The sequence below is a fragment of the Sporosarcina jiandibaonis genome (genome assembly GCF_013184495.1).
Lineage (GTDB): Bacteria > Bacillota > Bacilli > Bacillales_A > Planococcaceae > Sporosarcina > Sporosarcina jiandibaonis.
The window spans coordinates 1-22,791 of record NZ_JAAOIY010000003.1 but is presented as its reverse complement, the minus strand read 5'-3'; the positions used below and the strand labels follow the sequence as shown (position 1 = coordinate 22,791).

The window sequence follows — 22,791 nt, the reverse complement described above, 5'->3', positions numbered from 1 at the left end:
TATTTGATGCAAACCAAGTGCAATACTTTTGTAAAAATCAGCAATAAAATTTGCTACATCAATACCTAATTCTAAGCTTTTATTTTTCAGATCATAAACTTCATCAGGTTTCCTTCTTTTCTATCCATCATAGCACTTTCAATTTCATTAGCCATGTCCCCATGATTTCGGCGTGAATTCTCCCAAAGTTCTGTTTGATTCTGACTTGGCTTTAATGAAATCATGTCAAAATATTTATAAACTATAAGTGAAACATAAGAAGCTGGCGGAATCTATTTATTTGAAACAAAAGAGTCTGTCAACATTATACATACAATAGGATTAAATGGTTTCGTCGAAGAAAATAAACGAAAAAATCTTCTAAACAAACGCTGCGTTGACAACAATCAATCATGATCCCGTGAACGACTCACCTCTTAGCTAGCGCTTGGAGCACTAATAAAAAAGCACTGAATTAATTCTGTGCTTCTTTGTATCGAAAACTTTAATCTCCCTATGGGACAAAAAATCATGATGGTTTGAACTTTCCTGATAGTTTCTTGCATAAAAACACCAGGTTAGATTTATTAGGTGAAAGTCATTTGAACCCAAAAATATAATAATATCAACGTTACAATTGTTGTAATTGGTATTACAATCAACGATACACTTAAATAATCTTTCCATGTTACTTTTATCTTATTCCTTCTTAGTATACTCATCCAGATAAGAGATGCTAGTGTACCAATTGGCAACAACAATGACCCCATGTCACTGCCAATAATATTTGCAAGATAGATAGTCTTTAATGTGATTGGATCCAGCCCCATTTCAGTTAAGGTAATCGTTCCGATCATTAATGCTGGATGATTATTAAATAGGTTAGAAAGTATCGATACTAATCCTCCCATAATAAAACTGGCTTGAAATAATCCCTGATTTACAATTGGTTCACACCACTCTACTAACAACGCTGTTAGTCCTACATTATGTAAGCCATATATAATCACATACATAGAGAAGGCAAAAATCAGAATGTGCCAAGGAGTCTTCTTCAAAACATCAACAGGATTAGTCCTTAAATGGTACCATCTCCACGCGAGTAAGACGACCGATCCGAGAACTGCGACAATTTCAATGGGAATATTGACATACGATGCAACAAAAAGGAGACAACGCATTACAAAGACAAACAGCAATACCTTCAACATAAATTTAGTACGTTGTTTTTTTTTCTCTACAGAAATCTTTGTTTTTAATGGATGAAAACTTTTAGTGAAAAAGGATTCTTCCACATCCATTACGGAATCGGGTAATTTTTTCGGTAGTTTATTTCTTACCACGATATACATCAACCATGACATAAACAACAATCCTAAGGTTGCCGGGACAAACATCATTGCTGTATGCATCCATAGAGACATTTCAACGATATTCAATGCGATCAGGTTAACAATATTACTAACGCCAATAGGTGCACTGGACGCAGTTGCAGTAAGTGCACCACTCAATAGATACGGGATTTGTTGATGCGGTTTCAGTTGTAGGTTTCTAAGTAGTAGAATTAAAATCGGTGTCGTAATTAAGATACTTCCATCGTTATTAAATAATAGTGTCATCAAAAAACAGAGTAACTGGATATACCAATATAAACGGTGGCCTGAACCTTTCGACAAACTTGCAAGTCTTGCAGCTGCCCAGTGAAAAAAACCGAAACTCTCCAATATTACAGCCATGACAATCGTTGCTATAATTGTAATGGATGCACCACCAATTTTACTGATAATATCCGTAATGTCCGTTCTCGATACAATCCCTGTTATTATAATTATTCCTGCACCAATCGATGCGGGCCACGCCTCATTCATTCCTTTAGGTCTCCAAAATATGACTAACATAGTCGATATAAATACCAAACCGGCAATTACAATTTGAAAATCCATACATATACATACCCCTTCTTTTCATTAGATTAATAACCTTTAAATTGTTTGTCCGTTTTTTATGTATATTCACTCAATTCGGAAAGTGACGAGATGAATGTCCAAACCTATCTAAATCTATTTTTGTCCTAACTGAAAAAAAGCAAAATGTACCGTTGTATAACTACAAAAAACGCCTACCCAATGGATAGACGATCGCCTCAGAATAATTATGATTTCTTCATTTTACTTGTAATCGTAAAACTCAAATAAAGGAAGACTGTTCTGTTTTATTTCACAATTTTGGGTAATCCTCTCTACTAAAAATTTAGTAGAAATATCTTCTTTTTTTCCCCACAAATTAGGAAGCTGTCTGCCCTTCGACGATGCATGACTAAACTACTATGAAAAAGAGATTCAAGGACGAATGAACACTATTATGTAGAGACTCCCTATGTCAGACTGTTGCTATTCTCTTGTCAACCTAAAAAGGGCTCCCCTTCTCAAATTTTCAAAGCAAAAGCGGAACCCAGGTCAGTTCACTAAATAAGTGAATGCAAAAAAACGTTAGTAAATACAATTAATTCACACCGGGTGTATAGTTTTAATATGGCTAAGGTTGAGATAAATAGGATATGTTCTTGCTGTTTGAATCTCAACGATTTGATCTTCGACATTATTTATTTTCCCAATATGTTTTTTCTTTTCACCAATATTAAACACGACGAGTTTGTTTTTTAAATTTTCAACTTGGGCTTCAAAAGCACTTGCAAGCAATTCATTATTTGATTGTACCAAGAAGTTATTACCATCCAGGCCATAAGGTTTTTTGTTTTCAGAATAAGGAATTAGCCATTTCAGATGATTTAGTGCAATATACATCGTTTTATAAACGGGAGAATGAAATACAAAATAGTTATTCTTAATACTCGTAATAATACCATGCAAGGGTTGACTGCCTGTTACGTAAATTACAACAAACTCATCTTGCGCCTGGGTAAGAACCTTTATAATTGATAAATCCTCTTGATCATCATCTTCCATAAGAATGCTAGGGAACTCTGTAGGGACCTTTATTTCAAAGTCATCAGTAAGATTAGTTGTTAGACATTGGATATGATTTGTAGGGATGTACAAAAAGTCTGTTCCGTTAAAAAGTACAAGCACGTCGCTGCCTAGGTCAATAAGAGTACCGTTAATTAGTTTCTTCCCGGAAATTTCTATTTGAACAACTTCCTTTACAAGACTTTGAATAATTTTATTCAAGTTAACATCTCCTTCTAAATTTTATATTCAAATTAACCCCAGACACAGACTGAGTAAGGCGTTAATCAAACTCCATTATCACTTCCAACCAATAATGCTGCTCCCAATGCTTTAGATCTAAATCAATGTACATACGAATACAATCAACATAGTACAAGCACGGCAGTTAACAATGGATTGAAAATACATTAATTATTTTTTCGGTCATATTTCGTTTTTCAATCGTTCATCTTTCAATTGACAGTACATCTTTTCTGCATGTTTCATTAAAGAATAGTATTGCCCCTTTACCGTTGCTTCTTCATTGATGCTTATTTTCCTTACAGGTAGAAAGAAGATTTCTAGTGACATAAAACTTTCAGTACTATGTTGCATTTCAACGTATTTTCTAGATGCATGCTTCATTAAAGCATAGTATTGCTTCTCTAATATCGCTTTTTCTTCTTTGGGATTTATTTGTCTTAATGAAAGAGGGGAGGTACATGTTTCAGTAGGTTTAGGGTTTTCATCCAAAACATCAAAATTCTCATTACTTTTCAATTTATTATTTGAAGTATTATCGCCAGTTGGATGAATTAATGATTTAAAACGTTTAGAACGGTGCGCTACTTTATTAGAGTCTTCTTCATGGACTGGAAATTCACTTGCCTCTAATTTTTTTTGACAGATTACATGTTTATTATTTTTAATGGTACAACAGATGGATTTTAATTTCCTCTTTTTTTTACGCCTAAACCGAGGGTTGGCAATCATATATTGTTCTTCACTAATAATATTTTTTTCAGATTTTAATATATCCTGATGATCCACTTCGAGCGATAATTTTTCATCCATATTTAATAAATTTTGTTTATACAAATGTGATAAATTGAATTTTTCCTTAACCTCAGTCTTTGGATGATCCTCTAGGTTCTCATTACTAACATTTGCATCCTCCATTTCCCTTCTATAATGCTTCTTCATTATAGGAGTCTCAACATATTTTTTAGCTTCTTTTATGTTTTTTGATTGTATACGTTTGATCATAACTTGCTCTTCGTGCTGATTCACTTGTATTTCTTCTTCCGTTGAGTAGTCTAACTGTTCTTTTGATTCATCATTCATTCGAGGAGCGATGTCTCGAAGAATTCTTTCTTGACCGGGTTCTTCCCGTCGTTCGTTAGCTTCAGTCTTATCCACCGAATCCTGTGTATCCAATTGTAATAAATTAGTTTCCTTTATTATTTCATTCATTGGATGAGTCACTAGATGTTCATTAGTAACATTTACAGAGTCGGTTTCCACTTCAGTTAGTTTCGCATTTATGGGCTCTTCAACATATTTTTCAGATTCATTTTTATTAGTTGTTTGTATTAGTTTTGCGATAACTTCCTCATTGTGCTGATGATGTTCTATTTCCTCCTCCAGCGAGGAGTCTAACTGCTCTTTTGATTCATCATTCATACGAGGAGCGATGTCTCGAATAATTCCTTCTTGACTAGGCTCTTCATGTCGTTCGTTATCTTCAGTCTTATCTACCAAATCCTGTGTATCCAATTGTAATAAACTAGTTTCCTTTATTATTTCATTCATTGGATGAGTCACTAGATGTTCATTAATAACATTTACAGAATCGGTTTCCACTTCAGTTAGTTTCGCATTTATGGGCTCTTCAACATATTTTTCAGATTCACTTTTGTTAGTTATTTTTATTTGTTTTACTATAACTTCCTCATTGTGCTGACAATTTTCTATTTCTTCATCCAGCGAGGGGTCCAACTGCTCTTTTGGTTCTACATTAAGATGTGACGAGGATTCTTCAATAGCTGGTTCTTTGTGGATATGAGCATCTCGTTCATAAATTTCATATTTCCCTTTATAAATGTTTGATATATAAGATTTTTGAATATAAAGTTGTTCCATATTATCTATTAAGATGATGTGATCTTCAGATATTTTGCTTAGCATTCCGAAAATTGCCTGTTTACCTAAACTATTAATGCTAACCAAATTGTATTGCAAAGCCATCAAGACATCTGCTAATGTATCTAAATTTAGATAAGGAATTTTTTTTAGGGGGACGCGAAAGCCTTTAGAGTTTTTTGAAAGACCCTGAATATGTTCGAGAGCAATATAAAATACGTTTTGGTTCACATTAACAACAAGGTAGTCTTTTTTAACATCTAACAAAATTCCCTCTACAAATTGGTTGTCGCTTAAAAACAAAACAATTTTCATATCTTTAAGGACGCCTAACGCTTTCTTAAAGTTTTGCTCTTGCAATTTTGGGGCGCCTCCTTCATAGAATATTCGTCGCTTCCGATCAACAGAAGCGACGAATGCAATTTATAGCTACTTACTTTCCTTTTGCATCTTTTTGTTTCTTTTGTTCATTTCCCTTTTCTTGATTCTTCCTGCCAGATTCTTTTGTACTTTCATCGGCATTTGCTTTTTCAGCAGGCTTCGGTTTTTCAACTTTAACTCCATAACTTACGTTACGAATATGAAACATGGAAAGCCGAATTACTTCCTCGTTAGCGACAATTGTTACATAGTCTTCATTGATATCATCTAGTACTCCTTCAAGCGTTTCAGGGCCACCGCGGTTAACTTTTATCCAATGGTATTTTAATTCCTCTAAAACACTTTTAAAGTTAGCGCCTTTTTTGTACTCGAAATCTTCAGGAACTTCAATATTGTATTGCAATTCATTTTTCGCATTAGCCGTTAGACTCTTGATATGGTGTGTTTTATAATAAACAATTCCTTCGTCCTCGGTAAGCAATGTAATACAATCCTCATCAACAGCAAGCAGCTTGCCAATACGAGATTCAGGCCCCCCCCTATCTACTTTAACTACTTTGTCTACTAAAGTAAGCAACATTTCTTTTTTCAAAATTTCCTAACCTCCTTTTATAGTATCCTACTATCTATATGTTTCTTGTTTAGGCAAAGTAATGGTCATTAGCCTATTTTTAAATAATAGGCTGAACACTTTAATTACACATTTCTTCAACCCAAGTTTGGCAAGCGTTTTCTTAACCATAATTCATCTGGGTCTCCTCACATTGTCTAGTTGATTTCATGGAAAGAAGAAAGTAAGAAGTAGGACTTCCCGAGAAGAATAAAACAAGCGAAACTTCTTGATAACCAGTGAGTTCGCTGTTTATTAATGCTAAATCAATCTGCCGACACAAAAAATAAACTATCGAATACAATGGGATATATTCTGCTTTAAAGGAGGGGATAATTATGCCGCCAAAAAAAGGGAAAAAAGCTAGGATCAATGATTCAACAACTGGTACTACTACAACGGGCAAGACGACAACTGGTACTACGACAACTGGCAAGACGTCAACTGGCAAGACGACAACCGGTACTACGTCAACAGGCAAGAAAACTACAGGTACTACGTCAACAGGCAAGAAAACTACAGGTACTACGTCAACAGGCAAGAAAACTACAGGTACTACGTCAACAGGCAAGAAAACTACAGGTACTACGTCAACAGGCAAGAAAACTACAGGTACTACGTCAACAGGCAAGAAAACTACAGGTACTACGTCAACAGGCAAGAAAACTACAGGTACTACGTCAACAGGCAAGAAAACTACAGGTACTACGTCAACAGGCAAGACAACTACAGACAATAAGAAAAAACGCAATAAAAGAAAAGGTAAATGATTTAGATAATTCAACTACTGCGGCATGACTGATCACTTATCGGTCATGAAGCAGTAGTAAATAATATCAAACAATAGTTGGTCCATCCCTTAATCAGTGGATTGAATTATTGAAAGGAAAGAGATTGTATGTCCTATCTAATTCCATCTTATTTTCTGAAAATCAAAGAAAAGAATCTAAATGAGTTACGGGAAGATGTTTGGAGCAATGATCCTGTTCCAGCTTCTTTAAAGGTGGAGGATGTCACATATGATATAGGTATTGCCTATCGGGGATCTTATACACGAAAATTTCGAAAAAGATCCTATCGAATCGAGTTCAACAATCCGAAATTATTCTCCGGGGTCCGCGAAATTCATCTAAACGCCGAATACAGAGACCCATCTCTCATCAGAAATAAACTTTCTTTCGACTTCTTTCATGACCTAGGTGTCTTATCACCACAAAGTCAACATATTAATTTCACTCGCAATGGTTCTCATAAAGGTGTCTATTTACAATTGGAGTCCGTTGATGAGTTGTTCCTAAAAAAGAGAGGCCTACCTTCTGGACCCATTTATTATGCAGTTAACAATAATGCTAACTTCTCTATAATGAGAAACGAAAAAATGAAAGAGTCACTTCTTTCAGGGTATCAAAGAGTATTGGGAAGCAATTCAGACAATGACACCCTTCATGAATTGATAAATAAAATCAACACCATACCTCTATCAGGTTTCCCTGATGAAATTTCCCAACATATCAATATTGATAAATTTTTAACTTGGCTCGCCGGAGCTGTTTGCACAATGAACAATGACGGTTTCACCCATAACTATGCATTGTACCGAAATAGTGAGACGCGATTGTTTGAAATCATTCCTTGGGACTATGATGCAACTTGGGGACGAAAAGTCGACGGAGGAATCATGCAATACAATTATGTTCCTATGGAAGGTAAGAAGAACAATCACCTCTGCTATCTTCTCATGAGATTCATGGAATTCCGTAATCTTTACAGAAATATCTTGGAAGAAATCTTAGATACAAAGTTCACAGTTGCTAATATGGAAAATAAAGTGATGTCTCTACATGAGGCCCTGCGCCCCCACATACTTCTTGATCCATATAAGAAAAAGAAGATTGACGCATTCGACCGCGAACCCGAATTTATCTTTCAATTTATTCGTGACCGCAATAACTATTTGAAACAGAAACTGCTAAATTTTGACTAATAAATTATGCGCTGTTGTCATTTATTCAAAATGTAAATTGACCAAGAATCACGAAAAGGAGCTAGTGCATGTCACCAATATGTATAAAAGATACTGGAAAATACGGCAAAGGGATATATGCTACACGTGATATTAAAACAGGTGAGCTCATTGAGGTGTCACCTGTTTTAGTATCTTGTAAGGATGAGTGGAAGTATCTGAAGAAGACCGTACTTTTTAATTACTGCTTCACTTGGGGGGAAAATTACGAGCAAACAGCAATTGTTTTGGGATACGGATCCCTATTTAATCATTCATACACTCCAAATTCGACGTTTTTTAATAATATAGAAAATCTGTCTATCGATTTTTATGCAATTGATGATATTAAAGTCGGTGAGGAGATTACTATTAATTACAATGGAGATATCGAAGATAAATCTTCATTATGGTTTGATGTATTGGAATAAATAGGGCATCGTGTGGACGATGAGACAAATAAACCTTCAGCCACAGGCATGGATTCTTTCACCAGCATGGTAGAACAATAACCAATAAAGAGATTAGCCTTTATAATCTGATCCTCTGCTTACATAGCGATCCCTTTGTTCGGTTTTCATAACATATGCATAACTTTTCTTCTCTGGATTTATTTTTACTAACAATTCGATTTATCTCCCCCTTACACCTAAATTTGTAAAAACACCTAAAGCCCCTAATAATTGAGGAAGGGGCTTTAGATGTTTTGTTATTCCTTAAATCGCAGTGTGTTCCCCAAATACCTTAGCCGCTAAAACGCGTCTTCTCTCAGCGACAACTGCTGTTAAACGGTTAACCTCTTCTTGCAAAGTTTCAATTTCCGCCAACTCTTCCTGAATTTGCGCTCTAGAGATATTGTCACCAAGTTCATAGTAATCGATTTCTTTCTGTAGTTTCTCGATTTCTTGATGTCTTTTCATTGCACTCGCAACCCCGGTTGCTTTTTGTCTTTTTAATCGTTCGCGCTCCGCATAGAGCTGTTGTAAATTCGTCATCATAAACCCTCCTGAAATTTTTTCCAAATAAAAAACCCTTCCCCAAAGAGAGAAGAGTTTGCATGCAAAAATTTCTCCTCATCTATCAGGGGGTCCCCCCTGTTGGATGTAGCACCTTACCAGCTGGCAGGTTGCTGAGACTTCGTCGGGCCAATTCCCTCCATCTCTCTCAATAAGAAAAGAGTCTATTATTTAGTTATAAATAGTATACCACAAATTTATATTTCAGTCAATTCGAATTTGTTAATTATCGGACTGTGTTTCAGTAACATACAACCTCAATATTTCTTGCACCAGTACCTAAATTGGATTCGACAGCCACTTGGATTATAATATTAATCACTACGCATCAGAAGGGATCGATTGAATCTTGAATAATAAAATTGTCGTAATTACCGGCGCTGGAAGTGGATTAGGCGCATCACTTGCTAAAAAATATGCAAAAGATGGGTATCACGTTTGTTTACTCGGCAGAACGGAAGATAAATTGGAGCGTACTGCGAAAGATTTACCGAACGAAAATCATTCAATTTTCCCAGTAGACGTATCATCTAAACGTGAAGTGTCTCAAGTTTTCACAAAGATTAAAGAAAACTTAGGTACAGTAGATGTGCTTGTAAATAATGCGGGGGTTGGCGTGTTTGATTTAGCGGAAAACTTATCAGAAGACGAGGTCCACCAAATGATTGACATCAACATAAAAGGGACTATTTTTTGTACGCAAGAAGTGCTTTCAGACATGAAAGAAAGAAATAGCGGCAGCATTTTAAACATCGTCTCCACAGCTGGATTAGAAGGAAAAAAGACGGAATCCGTTTACTGTGCAAGTAAGTTTGGTATGCGTGGCTTCCACGAGAGTCTACTGGTTGAGCTAGAAAAAACAAACATTCACGTTTTCGGCGCCTATATGGGTGGCATGAAGACAGAATTCTGGGACGGAATTTACGATGAGTCTCAGACAGCAGGATTAATGGACCCAGAAGATATTGCCGACATCATCTATCATAACGCAAAAACAAGAAAAAATTTGAATGTGGAGCAAGTTGTGATTAAGAATCATTAAAGAATTTCATTCACTAAAAAACTGATTTCCTCCACAAAAGGAAATCAGTTTTTTATTTAACTATTAATTACTCGGTTCTGCTAATACATTTTTCACTGCAATCTCTCGATGGCGAACAATCTGTCGAATGTACATTAAAAATACAATAAATGTGATAATACCGCCGATAATAATTGAAAGTGTATAATCCAAGTTCAATCCTTCAGGTGCGTATAAGAAGTAAGTGGCTACGACACCCGTCATAAAGAGTGCTGGAATACCCGCGAGCATATGCGCATGCGCACGTCCTTCTTTCAATAAATAAGAAACGACAACCCACAACATAATTGTAGCCGTCAGCTGGTTTGTCCCGCCTACGTATCTCCACAAAAATGAGTAGTCAATCGTTGATAATAAAAACGCTGGAACACCAAGCACAACAGTTGCCATGACAACTGTGCGTTTTTTGTCTGGGTCAAACCATTTCGATACTGACTCCATGACAATCATTCTCGAAGAACGAAGCGCTGTGTCACCTGTCGTTATCGGTAAAATAATCACTGCAAGAATAGCTAAAATTCCCCCGAATGTACCAAGCATCGTTGAAGACATTTCATTAATGACACCTGCCGGACCACCCGCCGCAAGAGCTGCTTGAAGTCCGCCTGTTCCACCGAAAAACGTCATTCCTGCCGCTGCCCAAACGAGTGCGATCACACCTTCTCCAATCATTGCACCGTAAAAGATTTTGCGGCCTTCTGACTCTTTCTTCATCGTTCTTGAAACGATCGGACTTTGCGTTGAGTGAAAACCTGAAATGGCTCCGCAAGAAATTGTCACCATCAGCAATGGCCAAACCGGCAACTCCCCAGGATGTAAATTACTTAGTGTCAAGTTGGGAATTGAATAATTACCAAATAATAGAACCGCCCCTATCGCAACCGCCATAAAGATAATGATTGCACCAAAGACTGGATATATTTTACCGATGATTTTATTTATCGGCATGATTGCGGCGATAAAGAAGTAGGCAAAAACAATCACTAATGCACCTATAAAGGGAATCGGCGTAATTTGTGCGATTAACTGTGCAGGCCCTGCAGTAAAGGCTGCTGTTACTAAAATCATTAAAATAAGCGAAATGACAACAATCGACTTTCGAGCAAAAGTCCCCAAGTATTTCCCGACAATTTGCGGAAATTGTGCGCCTTTATGTTTCAAAGACAACATGCCGGAAAAATAGTCATGAACCCCTCCCGCAAAAATCGAACCGAAGACAATCCATATAAATGCTACAGGCCCGTACAACGCACCTGCAACAGCCCCGAAAATAGGTCCTAATCCAGCAATATTTAATAATTGGATTAGCCACCCTTTCCACCAACTCATCGGTACATAATCCATGCCATCATTTACGGTGTACGCCGGCGTTTTACGAGAATCATCAATCTTAAATGCTTTTTCGATTACTTTCGAATAAACCGCGTACCCGGCTATTAATAAAATAATCGATCCTAAAAAAGTAGCCATTCACGCGCCTCCTATAATTTCAATATACTAATAATTTAATATATCGATAATTATATACTATCATAATATAAAAACAAGTACAGATACCTTATCAAAAAGGCAACTGTATATTGTGCATTTATGACAATTCTTTGAATAAAAACAAAAAGGATTTCGACAAAGTGTTACGTAGTCGAAATCCTCTAATTTATTTTATGCAAATGTAGTGAACGTATTTCCTCCTTCACAGATACCCAAAATGCGTTATACCGGCTTCACTTTCCAAATCTCTGTCGCGTATTCCTTGATTGTCCGATCGCTCGAAAACTTGCCTGAATAAGCGATATTCGTCACGCTCATGGAGAGCCATTTAAATTTATCTCGGTATACTTGCTCCACATGCTCCTGTTTTTCCAAATACGGTTCGAAGTCCTTTAACACAAAATAAGGATCATTGTTATACAAGATATTGTAATAGAGATCTTTAAATTCAATTTCATCCGTGCCAAATCCATTATTTAATTGATCAAGAATCCTGCTAATACGGTCATCACTATGATATAGATCCATGGCACGATAGCCGCCGTGGTTATTATACTGTATGACCTCATCAGATTTCAGGCCGAAGATGAAAATATTTTGATTCCCGACTTCTTGTTTGATTTCAATATTCGCGCCATCCAATGTACCGACAGTTAAAGCGCCATTCATCATCAACTTCATATTCCCTGTGCCCGACGCCTCTTTGCCCGCCGTTGAAATTTGTTCACTAATATCGGCAGCAGGGATGATGCGTTCTGCTAGACTCACATTGTAATTCTCTATAAAAACTACTTTTAGCTTGTCACGGATATCCGGATCGTTATTTACAATTGTAGCGACCTTATGAATAAGTTTAATGACCTCTTTAGCTAAATGATAACTTGGCGCCGCTTTTGCACCGAAAATAAAAGTCCGGGGTGCGATATCCATATTCGGGCTCGCTTTTAACTGATCATATAAGTACATAATGTGAAAAACCTTCAGCAACTGACGCTTATATTCATGCAATCGTTTTACTTGCACATCAAAAATCGATTGATCATCCACTACAATACCTGTACGATCATTGATGAGCTTAGCCAAAATTTGCTTATTTTCAAGTTTTACTTGATTGACCTTTTCTAAAAAAGGCCGATCGCTCGAATACTTTAACAGGTTGATGAGCTGGTTCGGACGCTGAATCCATTGTGAACCTATAGATTCCGTGATAAGTGCTGATAGCTTTGGATTTGCCTGTAGCAGCCAGCGGCGGTGTGTAATTCCATTCGTCTTATTATTAAAACGTTCAGGGAAAAGTGAATAAAAGTGTTTCATTTCCTGTTTTTTTAATATTTCCGTATGTAATTTGGCCACACCATTTACACTAAAACTACCTACAATCGCCAGACGCGCCATGTGAATTTGCCCATCGGCTATAACTGCCAGCTCGGGAATATCCTCCCTTAGTTCCTTATGGTCAAACCAAATCCCTTTACAAAATCGTTCATTAATTTCATCAATAATCATATAAATTCTTGGTAATAGCTGTTTCATCATCTCTACCGGCCATTTTTCAAATGCTTCACTTAATGTCGTATGATTCGTGTATGCGATGACTTTTGTCGTTACCTTCCAAGCATTATCCCAGCTGAAATTAGCTTCGTCTAGCAATATTCGCATAAGTTCCGGGATTGCTAAAGTTGGATGTGTATCATTTATTTGTATGACAACCTTTTCAGCTAAGTGCTTAAGAGACTTTTGATTATTTTGCTGATATGTTTTTATGATTTGTTGCAAACTCGCGGAAACTAGAAAGTATTGTTGCTTTAAGCGCAGCTCTTTCCCTTCATATTGGGAATCATCCGGGTATAGGTAACCGGAAATTTGTTCAATCGAATGCTGATGATCCAGTTCATGGTAATAGTTTGAACTCTCATCTGCGAAACCTTCATGCGCTTTTACCGGTTCAGCACTCCAAAGCCTGAGTGTATTGGTCACGCCGTTTCGATAACCAATAATGGGAATATCATACGGAACAGCCATTACTTTGTCCGTGTTTTCATATTTAAATTCAAGATTTCCATCTTGTTTCTGGTACATGCTAACGTCCCCGCAAAAATCAATACTTACTGCTTCATCTGCTCGCCTTGTTTCCCATGGATATGGGTTCTTCAACCAATTATCAGGCAGTTCAATCTGATTTCCATGAATAATTCGCTGCTCGAATAAACCATAACGGTATCTGATGCCAAAACCATGACCAGCATATTTCAGGGAAGCTAACGAATCAAGGAAACATGCTGCTAAGCGGCCTAATCCACCGTTTCCTAAACCTGCATCATGCTCCTGTCCGTATACATCTTCTGGATTGAAACCGAGTTTTTGAAGGGCTTGATTTGAAATATCCAGCATCCCGCAATTAAGCAAATTGCTTTTGAGTAAACTGCCAATTAAAAACTCCATAGATAAATAGTAAACTTGCTTATTCATTTTTTCTTCATACTTCTTTTTTGTTGCTTCCCACTGCGGCATCATTTCTTCATTGACAATAGCAGCAATCACATAATAAATATCGCTATTTCGTGCATCCTGTAGATTTTTCCCCGTTTCTTGTTTTAATTTATGACCTATTTTATCAATGAACTCGTCTACTGTTAGTTCAGGCAAAAAACTTCTCTCCCTTATCGCGCATAATCGGTTAAATTTCTTGCACCTGAAGCTTCGAATCTATCTTCACTTTCAACGCGGGGCATTTTACTCTCCATTAATTCGCGGTAAAGCTTTGTGTATTCATGTGCTGATTCTTTCCAGCTAAATCGACTTTTATTCACATTTTGGCTTAGCTTCGACCACTGCACGGGCTGATGAAAGATTGTTAATGAATAGTTCAAAACAGTCAGCAGGTCATGCGCATTATAATTCGTAAAACTAAAACCATTTCCTTCACCCGTTATTTCATTAAACGCATGAACGGTATCTTTAAGCCCCCCGGTTTCACGAACAATAGGCACGGATTTATACTGTAGCGCTATAAGCTGTGCCAATCCGCAAGGTTCAAACAGTGATGGCATAATAAAAAAGTCTGACGCTGCATATAATTGACGGGCCAACGCCTCATCAAATGTCAGCATGGTCACTAATTTATACGGATGACGGTGAACAGCTTCCCTAAAGAAGTGTTCAAACTCTGAATCCCCAGTCCCTAAAATAATTAATTGAACATCATTTTCAAGAAACGCATCTAAAATATGTTCCACTAGATGCAATCCTTTCTGTTCAACAAGCCGGGTAATGATCGTATATAGCGGCTTATCCGCGTCAATCGGCAAGCCTACTTTCTCCTGCACGATTAACTTGTTTTCTTTCTTTTTATTTCTTGAAGAACGAAAAGGAACAGGAACGGCTGGATCTGTTAATGGATTATATTCTTTTGTATCAATCCCGTTCAATATGCCCACCAAGTCTGTTTCTCTTTCTAATAGAATTGATTCGAGCCCCTCACTAATGTAGGGGTCTTTGATTTCCTCGGCATAAGTCGGGCTGACTGTCGTGATTTTATCTGCATGAAACAATGCGCTTTTCAGGCAATTCAACATTCCGTTCCATTCCATTCCGCCGATGTGTTCATCTGGCAATTGGAAGAAGTCGGCAAAGGTATCCAGTTTCATGATGCCTTGGTACTTTATGTTATGGATTGTAAACACGGTTTTCATATGCGCGATCGGCTGTTTAATTTTAGCAAGTGCAACAGCGATTCCTGCTTGCCAGTCATGCGCGTGCAAGATATCGGGTTTAAAGTCGAGATGATGGAGTGCCTCTATCACCGCATGGCTAAAAAAGACAAACCGCTCCCCGTCATCATAATAGCCATATATCCCTTTTCGCGTGAAATAATACGCATTCGCAACAAAATAATACATAATGTTTTGATGGGTTAACGTATAAATGCGTACTTCCTGATTACGCCAGCCAAATTCCACGTTAAAAGAGGTATGGTATGTCATTTGTTCCTGCCATTCCCCTTCGATTTCATCGTAAAGGGGCAAAATCACGCGTACATCGACTTTTTCATTCGTTTGCAATGCTTGCGGGAGAGACCCGATTACATCTGCAAGTCCACCAGTTTTCACAAAGGGTGTACACTCTGATGCGACAAATAATATTTTTTCCATTGTTGATCTCTCCTTTATCGTAGCCTGAAGCGCCTATCGCAAAGTTTTACTTTTTGCGACGACATATGGCTTTTCTGTCGATCCGATTAATTTTTGATTTGCTGTAACATGCACGTCTTTATCCAAGATGACATTTTCCAAATAAACACCCGCTTCGATTTTACAACGTTGCATGATAATGGAATTTTTAATAGTGGCTCCCGCTTCTACAGATACCCCTCGAAATAATATACTGCCTTCTACATCCCCATCGATTTGACAACCATTTCCTAGAATCGATCGCTTCACATTCGCTCCAGTTCGGTATTTCGTTGGTGGCTGATTCCCTATTTTTGTCCGGATGAATGGTTTTTTATAAAACAATGCTCGGTAATTGTCTTCATTTAATAAATTCATATTGTGCCTGTAATAACTTTCGATCGAGTTGACAAACACGCCATACGCCTTATTTTCATAAGTTTGAACTTTTAAATCAGCAAGTCTTTCTTTTATGCCATGCACGAAAAAGTGATCTTTGTTGTGGGCGATACATTGGTTCACGAGAGACATTAATAATTCCTTATTGATAATATATACGCTTGTAAATAGTTCGGGATTTTCCAAATCATTCGTTATTTTCGTAACCCAGCCTGCTTCGTCCTTCTCAATACGAAACAAGGATTCGTGTTCCGAATTTAACGATGTTTGTTGTGTCGACACAAGCGTGACATCTGCTTTCCGTTCAAGATGGAACTTAAAAGCATCCATATACTCTGTATTAGAAACATACTGCCCCCCGCTCACTAGAACATAGGCAGATTTACCACGATTAAAATAATCGCGGTTATTATGGAAAAATCTCAAGTCTCCCTTTGAAATGTCAGCCGGATCATTCCAGTCTGGCGGCAAGATGAACAAACCGCCATTTTGTCTGCCCATCCCCCAATTTTCCCCTGTCTCTATATGATCCATTAAAGAACGGTATTTGCTAGAAGTGAAAATAGCTATTTCTTCAACACCCGAATCTCCCATATTGGAAAGAGGGAAATCAATTAAACGATACCTCCCCGCAAACGGAATAGAAGCACCAGAACGAAAATAAGTTAATTCATGAAAAAAGTGGTGTTCATGCTCTAAATTAATCAAACCCATCATGGTTTCCATCTGTCCGCCCCCTTAGACTTTTGCTGTTAATAATGATTCTTGATCGATAACGAGCGGTTCCTCATCCGCCTTAACTTGAATACGGGTTCCATCGGGTATATCCGTATCTCCCATCACAATCACTCTTTCCAAAACCACATTTCGGCCTACTTTTACACCCGGGTGTAAAATGGACCGGCATACAATGCTGTTTTTCTCGATTGCTACATTCTCGAATACAATCGTATTTTCTACTGTGCCGCTTATCCAGCATCCAGAGTTAATGAGTGAATTTTTCACAACTGCAGTTTCACTGATATATTGCGGTGGTATATTCGACTCATTCGAATATGTCCTCCAGTTCTTGTCATTTAAGAGAAACTGTAAATCCTCGTCAAGTAAATCCATATTCGCTTCCCAATAGCTTTCAATTGTTCCAACATCTTTCCAATACTCTTCAAAAAGATAGGCGTACAGCTTCAAACCATCATCCACCATGGCTGGAATGATATCATTTCCAAAGTCATGACTGGACTTTTCATTTGCTGCATCATCCAGTAAATATGATTTTAAAGATGACCAATTAAATATATATATCCCCATGGAGGCTAAATTACTCTTTGGTTTTTTAGGCTTTTCATCAAACTCATAGATTTGCAAGTCCTCTGTTGTATTCAGAATGCCGAACCGAGGGGCCTCTTCCCAGGATACTGGTTTAACAGAAATCGTCGCATCCGCCCCCGTTTCCTGATGATGCTTTAGAAGCTTTCTGTAATCCATTTGATAAATATGATCGCCTGAAATAACAAGTACATATTCAGGGTCATAACTATCGATGTAATGAATGTTTTGATAAATGGCATCAGCAGTACCGGAATACCAGTCTCCGCCATTTTGCGCGGTGTAAGGGGACAAAACCGTCATACCGCTATTCAGACCGCCCATTCCCCACGGGCCGCCATTTCCGATATGTTTATTTAATTCGAGTGGTGAATATTGCGTCATGACACCTACCCTTTGCAAACTGGAATTCGCGCAATTGCTTAATGCAAAATCAATGATACGATATTTACCGCCGAAAGGTACCGCTGGTTTTGCAAGTTCTTTCGTTAATAACCCCAATCGCTTACCTTCTCCGCCAGCTAACAACATGCCTACACAGTTCTTCATAGATTAGCCTCCTTATAATGACTGGTTTTCTCACGTTTAAAAATAGCAATTGCCAAAGGGGACACTTTTATTTTTATATGTTGGTCCGCCTTATGCCACTTCTCTGGAAACGTGAAATGCTCTGCTTCATTGAGTTGACCTGATCCTCCGAACATTGCTGCATCCGAATTGAAAATTTCTTTATATGTTCCAGGTTCCGGCACGCCAATTTTATAGTCATAACAGACATTTGGCGTGAAATTACAAACGATAATCAACGAATCTTCCTTACTTGCACCAAACCTTTGGAAAGCGATGATACTTTGTTCTGCATTATGCGGATCAATCCATTCAAATCCTTCCGGGTTATGATCCAACTCATAAAGCTCAGGGTATGCTCGATAAAATCGGTTTAGTACTTTTACATACTTTTTTATCCCTTGGTGGAGCGGGTACTCCAACAAATTCCAATCCAGTTGCTCCCGATCTTTCCATTCAGCATATTGTCCTAATTCTCCCCCCATAAATAATAACTTTTTACCGGGATGAGTAATCATGTAGCCATAGAGCAATCTTAAGTTGGCGAATTTCTGCCACTGGTCTCCGGGCATTTTACCTAGCAAGGATTTTTTACCGTGAACCACCTCATCATGTGATAGCGGCAGTAGAAATTTCTCTGAATAGGTATACATAAATGAGAATGTAAGTAATTCATGGTGCCATTTACGATGAATCGGATCGCACGCCATATATTTCAGCATGTCGTTCATCCAACCCATATTCCATTTAAAGTCAAAGCCAAGTCCCCCGCTATATATCGGTGCCGTAACTAGCGGTAAATCGGAACTATCCTCAGCCATCATGATTACACTCGGATTATAGGAACCCATTACTTCATTTAATTTACGAATAAACGCGATGGCTTCTAAGTTTTCTTCTTCCCCATAAGTGTTATAGATCTTCTCTTCTCCATCTGCTTTGTCAAAGTTAAGATAAATCATGCTAGCAACCGCATCAACCCGAATCCCGTCAATGTGGTATTCTTCTGCCCAGAACAGAGCGTTCGATATTAAAAAGCTTTGCACCTCGGGCCGCCCGAAATCAAAGGTTAATGTTCCCCATGATTTCTTTTCCGCTTTACGCGGATCGCTATATTCATATAATGCTTGTCCATCAAATTGACGAAGTCCAAATTCATCCTTACAGAAATGACCGGGCACCCAATCCATAATCACGCCTAAATCATGCTGATGACATTGATCAACAAAATATTTAAAGTCATCCCGTGATCCGTAGCGCGATGTGACCGAAAAGTATCCGGTGATTTGATAACCCCATGATGGATCGTATGGATGTTCGGCTAGTGGCATAAGTTCGATATGCGTGTAGCCTAGCGATTTGACATAAGGAATCAATGTTTCGGCTAGTTCCCGGTAGGTGTAAAAATCGCTTGCGTCTTTTGTCTCCCATTCTTCCAATTGCTTGCTTTGTTTGGTCTTCCATGATCCTAGATGAACTTCATAGATGGAAATCGGCGCTGCATATGGATCTACTGCGCGTTTTGTTTTCTGCCATGCCTGGTCCTTCCATTCATAGGTAGAAACAGTCGGCGTGAGGGATGCAGTAGCTGGTCGAATCTCGGATTCAAGTGCATATGGATCTGCTTTCAAAACTGTCGTGCCAATTTTTGAATGCACTTCGTATTTATAGGAGGTGTTTTCACTAATATCTGTAAAAAAACCAATCCAAAGTCCAGCCTCTGTTATCCGTTTTAATCGATGTCTGGTTCCTTTCCATAGGTTAAAGTCGCCCACAACATGAATATCACTAGCATTCGGTGCCCACACCGCAAAGCGGTAGCCACTTTTCCCTTCCCATTCGATGGGATGGCACCCCAACAACTTTTGACTATAGTAATTCGTGCCCTGATGAAATAAAAATACATCGTCTTCAGAAATATAATAATCCATAAGTCTGCCTCCCATGATGCAACCAGCAATTTTATTCCCCGAAAGAAATATGACGGAGAGTAACTCTATTAAGGAATCAATCATTAATAAACTATTTTTTATCCAATCGTTCAGTTTAAAAGACAGGCAAATTATCCATACTTTCAATCAACAATGCGTTGAAGTAGTGCCTTGTCATAGTGTAGAATTAGAAAAAAGTTACATTTTTATTCTATTGATAATATAGTATACAATACTTAACGTAAAAAATCTTTTGAATTGCCCGAATAAAAAAACTACACATTTCGACATTTTTGCTGTAGATTATAAAGCCTATAGGTAAAATGACTTGAAAAACCTGACAACTTCCAATAACAACGATAGAATCATATACTAATTTGAAGAAATTCATAGATAGATGAGGTGTTATATTATGACGAATCTTGCGGCATGGATAGATGATGTGTTTATTTTAACGGTAAAAGTTCCGAATATTGCCGCAATGATAGAAGAATCAAATTCGCCTGTTATTTACTGGGAGGCAATGAATAAGTATTTCCCTGTAAAACTGGGTCATGCAATCGACTCTACAACTGTACGCATGATTTTTGAAGACGAACTGCCAATGGGAGAAGACCTATTTTTGAATTGGGGGAAACTGCGTGTCCCGGTCTATCCACGCGCAATCGTTCGAACAGATTGGTTTGAACAGCGTTATTCCTCCATAGATTCTGAATTAGGAGCTATATATGAAGAAACAGCAACCACTTTTTCCGTATGGGCGCCAACCGCAAAGTGTGTACAGCTCTGCCTTGACCACCAAATATATGCGCTAAATCGTGAAGAGAATGGGATTTGGACCAGTAAGATTTCTGGAAATCGGCATGGCGTTCCTTACCAATACGAAGTGACCGTCAATGGACAAACTACTCGCGTGAACGATCCATACACGAAAGCATTGCTTGTCAACAGCGAGAAAAGTGTTATCGTCGATTTATCAAAGACCAATCCCGCCAGTTTCGGCAAAAATAGCAGACCCAAACAGCAACATTTACAAGATGCAATCATTTATGAACTGCATGTCAGAGACGCAACAATTCAAAAAGCCGGAGGAATTTATAATAGAGGGAGGTTTTTAGGGTTGAACGAAACAAATACAGCTACAGAAAACGGTTATTCAACAGGGATTTCTTATATTAAAGAACTAGGCTGCACCCACGTACAACTTTTGCCAATTAACGATTTCGCCAGGGTAAATGAGCAGCAATCGGAAAAGGATTATAATTGGGGCTATGATCCACTCTATTTTCAGGTGCCAGAAGGAAGTTATGCCACTGCTCCTGAAAATCCTCTCTCTAGAATAAAAGAATGCAAAGAAATGATTCATTCATTTCATCAAGCAGGCATATCCGTCATTCTCGACGTCGTTTATAATCATGTGTTCGTGATGGAGGAATCCCCTTTTGAAAAATTAGTTCCCGGCTATTATTTCCGTTATCAACCTGATGGAAAATTAAGCAATGGCACGGGGGTTGGCAATGATTTTGCGACAGAACGGAAAATGGCACGAAAATTCATATTGGATACGATAGACTTTTGGCTTTCAGAATACTGCGTGGATGGATTTCGTTTTGACCTGATGGGTGCGATGGACATTGAAACAATGAGGAAGATTCGCGCCCGTTGCGCGGAAGAAGCAACACCGATTATGCTGCTCGGGGAAGGATGGGACCTGCCAACTGCCTTGCCTCCTGAAATGAAAGCTACTTCCTCTAACTCAAACCAATTAAAGGACATACGCTTCTTTAATGACTATTTCCGAGATTCGATAAAGGGAAATCTATTTGACGCGGATGATAAGGGGTATATTAATGGGGATGGCCGATTTATCGAACGGTTGCCGCATCTGGTTTCAGGATCAGTTTCAGAAAAATTCGGGTCTCCTTTTGTCTCCGAAGTAAACCAGACAATTAATTATGTAGAATGTCATGATAACCATACACTTTGGGATCGGCTTCAACTTACCAATGCTCAGTCTAGTGTGGACCAGAGAAAGAAGATGCATCAGCTTGCGACCGGTATCACATTATTAAGTCAAGGCGTACCGTTTCTTCATGCGGGTCAGGAATGGTATAGAAGCAAGCAAGGTGATGAGAACAGCTATATTTCCGGCGACCACATCAATCAATTGGACTGGAATATGCGTGAAGCGGAAGATGAAAATATACAATTCATTAAAAAACTCATTGCAATAAGAAAAAGATATCGCATCTTCCGCCTCCGGTCTAAGCAGGATATTGAAGAACGATTCCAAGTTTTAGATGCGCCCGCGCCTGTTTTCGGCTATACCCTTTTTGGAGACAATGAAGATTTTGCGATTTATATGAATCCCACTAATAAACATTGGAAACTTCACTTACCTTCATCAGGTAAATGGCAAGTACTTGCAACCAATCATTTGGCTGGGCAGACAAAAACGGAGGAAATTGCTGGAGAGTTCACACGTATTCACCCTTATGAATTAATCGTTTTAAAAAGGCCGTTGAATCCACGCGATTCCTCCCTTCAATAAAAAAAGCTACCTGTTTCGAGGCGCATTTCAACACTTCACGACTTTGAATTAAAATAAAAAAGGATATCGACCAAGTGTTTGAACTGCTCCCTGTCAAGTAGACAGTGGAAATAATAAAATGGTTCTAAGCGGCTTTAGCTCTATATTCTATAGGGCTAAGGCCGTTTAATTTTTCTTGGTATCTCTCATAATTGTAAA

Annotated in this window: 16 protein-coding genes and 1 riboswitch; of the genes, 4 read left to right on the top strand and 12 right to left on the bottom strand. The window is 38.1% G+C overall.

The features are described 5' to 3' along the window. Positions 1 to 566 precede the first annotated feature (566 nt). The 5 genes from G8782_RS09830 to G8782_RS09810 all read right to left on the bottom strand — a co-directional run bounded on the left by G8782_RS09830 (position 567) and on the right by G8782_RS09810 (position 6,796). Positions 567 to 1,922: an arsenic transporter gene (locus tag G8782_RS09830; RefSeq protein ID WP_172370790.1), complete on the bottom strand. Its 1,356-nt coding sequence runs from the start codon at positions 1,920 to 1,922 to the stop codon at positions 567 to 569. 564 nt (positions 1,923 to 2,486) lie between these two features. Then, positions 2,487 to 3,167 (bottom strand): DUF2642 domain-containing protein, encoded by a 681-nt coding sequence (locus G8782_RS09825; protein ID WP_172370789.1) that lies wholly within the window; start codon positions 3,165 to 3,167, stop codon positions 2,487 to 2,489. Positions 3,168 to 3,371: 204 nt separating this feature from the next. Further along, on the bottom strand, positions 3,372 to 5,429 hold the full coding sequence (locus G8782_RS09820) for a DUF2642 domain-containing protein (RefSeq protein WP_172370788.1): 2,058 nt from the start codon (positions 5,427 to 5,429) through the stop codon (positions 3,372 to 3,374). A gap of 73 nt (positions 5,430 to 5,502) precedes the next feature. After that, a complete protein-coding gene (locus G8782_RS09815) occupies positions 5,503 to 6,042 on the bottom strand; it encodes a hypothetical protein (protein ID WP_172370787.1) in 540 nt (179 codons plus the stop codon). Positions 6,043 to 6,184: 142 nt separating this feature from the next. After that, complete coding sequence (locus G8782_RS09810; RefSeq protein ID WP_172370786.1) at positions 6,185 to 6,796, bottom strand: hypothetical protein; 612 nt, start codon at positions 6,794 to 6,796, stop codon at positions 6,185 to 6,187. Between the two features lie 162 nt (positions 6,797 to 6,958). Between G8782_RS09810 and G8782_RS09805 the strand changes: the two genes are divergently transcribed. Both G8782_RS09805 and G8782_RS09800 read left to right on the top strand, forming a co-directional pair. Further along, positions 6,959 to 8,044, top strand: a complete 1,086-nt coding sequence (locus G8782_RS09805) for a CotH kinase family protein (RefSeq protein WP_172370785.1) — start codon at positions 6,959 to 6,961, stop codon at positions 8,042 to 8,044. A 68-nt stretch (positions 8,045 to 8,112) separates the two neighbouring features. Continuing rightward, positions 8,113 to 8,493 (top strand): SET domain-containing protein, encoded by a 381-nt coding sequence (locus G8782_RS09800; RefSeq protein WP_172370784.1) that lies wholly within the window; start codon positions 8,113 to 8,115, stop codon positions 8,491 to 8,493. 285 nt (positions 8,494 to 8,778) lie between these two features. Here G8782_RS09800 and G8782_RS09795 read toward each other — a convergent pair whose 3' ends face one another. Continuing rightward, positions 8,779 to 9,057: a hypothetical protein gene (locus tag G8782_RS09795; RefSeq protein ID WP_172370783.1), complete on the bottom strand. Its 279-nt coding sequence runs from the start codon at positions 9,055 to 9,057 to the stop codon at positions 8,779 to 8,781. Positions 9,058 to 9,132: 75 nt separating this feature from the next. After that, positions 9,133 to 9,236: riboswitch (SAM riboswitch) on the bottom strand. A 191-nt stretch (positions 9,237 to 9,427) separates the two neighbouring features. Here G8782_RS09795 and G8782_RS09790 point away from each other — a divergent pair. Beyond that, on the top strand, positions 9,428 to 10,120 hold the full coding sequence (locus G8782_RS09790) for an SDR family oxidoreductase (protein WP_172370782.1): 693 nt from the start codon (positions 9,428 to 9,430) through the stop codon (positions 10,118 to 10,120). A 63-nt stretch (positions 10,121 to 10,183) separates the two neighbouring features. On the opposite strand, the gene G8782_RS09785 is transcribed toward G8782_RS09790, so the two are convergent. The 6 genes from G8782_RS09785 to glgB all read right to left on the bottom strand — a co-directional run bounded on the left by G8782_RS09785 (position 10,184) and on the right by glgB (position 20,042). Next, positions 10,184 to 11,629: a carbon starvation CstA family protein gene (locus G8782_RS09785; RefSeq protein ID WP_172370781.1), complete on the bottom strand. Its 1,446-nt coding sequence runs from the start codon at positions 11,627 to 11,629 to the stop codon at positions 10,184 to 10,186. Between the two features lie 243 nt (positions 11,630 to 11,872). Further along, positions 11,873 to 14,296: a glycogen/starch/alpha-glucan phosphorylase gene (locus tag G8782_RS09780; RefSeq protein WP_172370780.1), complete on the bottom strand. Its 2,424-nt coding sequence runs from the start codon at positions 14,294 to 14,296 to the stop codon at positions 11,873 to 11,875. Positions 14,297 to 14,310: 14 nt separating this feature from the next. Continuing rightward, a complete protein-coding gene (gene glgA / locus G8782_RS09775; protein ID WP_172370779.1) occupies positions 14,311 to 15,801 on the bottom strand; it encodes a glycogen synthase GlgA in 1,491 nt (496 codons plus the stop codon). A gap of 33 nt (positions 15,802 to 15,834) precedes the next feature. Then, positions 15,835 to 16,944, bottom strand: coding sequence for a glucose-1-phosphate adenylyltransferase subunit GlgD (gene glgD / locus G8782_RS09770; protein WP_172370778.1), 1,110 nt, complete (start codon positions 16,942 to 16,944; stop codon positions 15,835 to 15,837). Positions 16,945 to 16,956: 12 nt separating this feature from the next. Then, positions 16,957 to 18,093: a glucose-1-phosphate adenylyltransferase gene (locus G8782_RS09765; RefSeq protein WP_246231630.1), complete on the bottom strand. Its 1,137-nt coding sequence runs from the start codon at positions 18,091 to 18,093 to the stop codon at positions 16,957 to 16,959. Next, the gene (gene glgB / locus G8782_RS09760) at positions 18,090 to 20,042 is read right to left on the bottom strand and encodes a 1,4-alpha-glucan branching protein GlgB (RefSeq protein ID WP_172370777.1); all 1,953 of its coding nucleotides are present in this window, start codon (positions 20,040 to 20,042) and stop codon (positions 18,090 to 18,092) included. Before glgB ends, G8782_RS09765 begins: the two co-directional genes overlap by 4 nt. A gap of 412 nt (positions 20,043 to 20,454) precedes the next feature. Here glgB and pulA point away from each other — a divergent pair, with 412 nt between their 5' ends. Then, positions 20,455 to 22,593 (top strand): type I pullulanase, encoded by a 2,139-nt coding sequence (gene pulA / locus G8782_RS09755; RefSeq protein ID WP_172370776.1) that lies wholly within the window; start codon positions 20,455 to 20,457, stop codon positions 22,591 to 22,593. The last annotated feature ends 198 nt before the right edge of the window (positions 22,594 to 22,791 follow it).

Bases quoted from the DNA above. Each gene is read 5' to 3' on its own strand.
- G8782_RS09795 (WP_172370783.1), bottom strand. From the start codon at position 9,057: ATGACGAATTTACAACAGCTCTATGCGGAGCGCGAACGATTAAAAAGA.
- pulA (WP_172370776.1), top strand. From the start codon at position 20,455: ATGACGAATCTTGCGGCATGGATAGATGATGTGTTTATTTTAACGGTA.
- G8782_RS09765 (WP_246231630.1), bottom strand. From the start codon at position 18,093: ATGAAGAACTGTGTAGGCATGTTGTTAGCTGGCGGAGAAGGTAAGCGA.
- G8782_RS09800 (WP_172370784.1), top strand. From the start codon at position 8,113: ATGTCACCAATATGTATAAAAGATACTGGAAAATACGGCAAAGGGATA.
- glgD (WP_172370778.1), bottom strand. From the start codon at position 16,944: ATGGAAACCATGATGGGTTTGATTAATTTAGAGCATGAACACCACTTT.
- G8782_RS09830 (WP_172370790.1), bottom strand. From the start codon at position 1,922: ATGGATTTTCAAATTGTAATTGCCGGTTTGGTATTTATATCGACTATG.
- glgA (WP_172370779.1), bottom strand. From the start codon at position 15,801: ATGGAAAAAATATTATTTGTCGCATCAGAGTGTACACCCTTTGTGAAA.
- glgB (WP_172370777.1), bottom strand. From the start codon at position 20,042: ATGGATTATTATATTTCTGAAGACGATGTATTTTTATTTCATCAGGGC.
- G8782_RS09785 (WP_172370781.1), bottom strand. From the start codon at position 11,629: ATGGCTACTTTTTTAGGATCGATTATTTTATTAATAGCCGGGTACGCG.
- G8782_RS09805 (WP_172370785.1), top strand. From the start codon at position 6,959: ATGTCCTATCTAATTCCATCTTATTTTCTGAAAATCAAAGAAAAGAAT.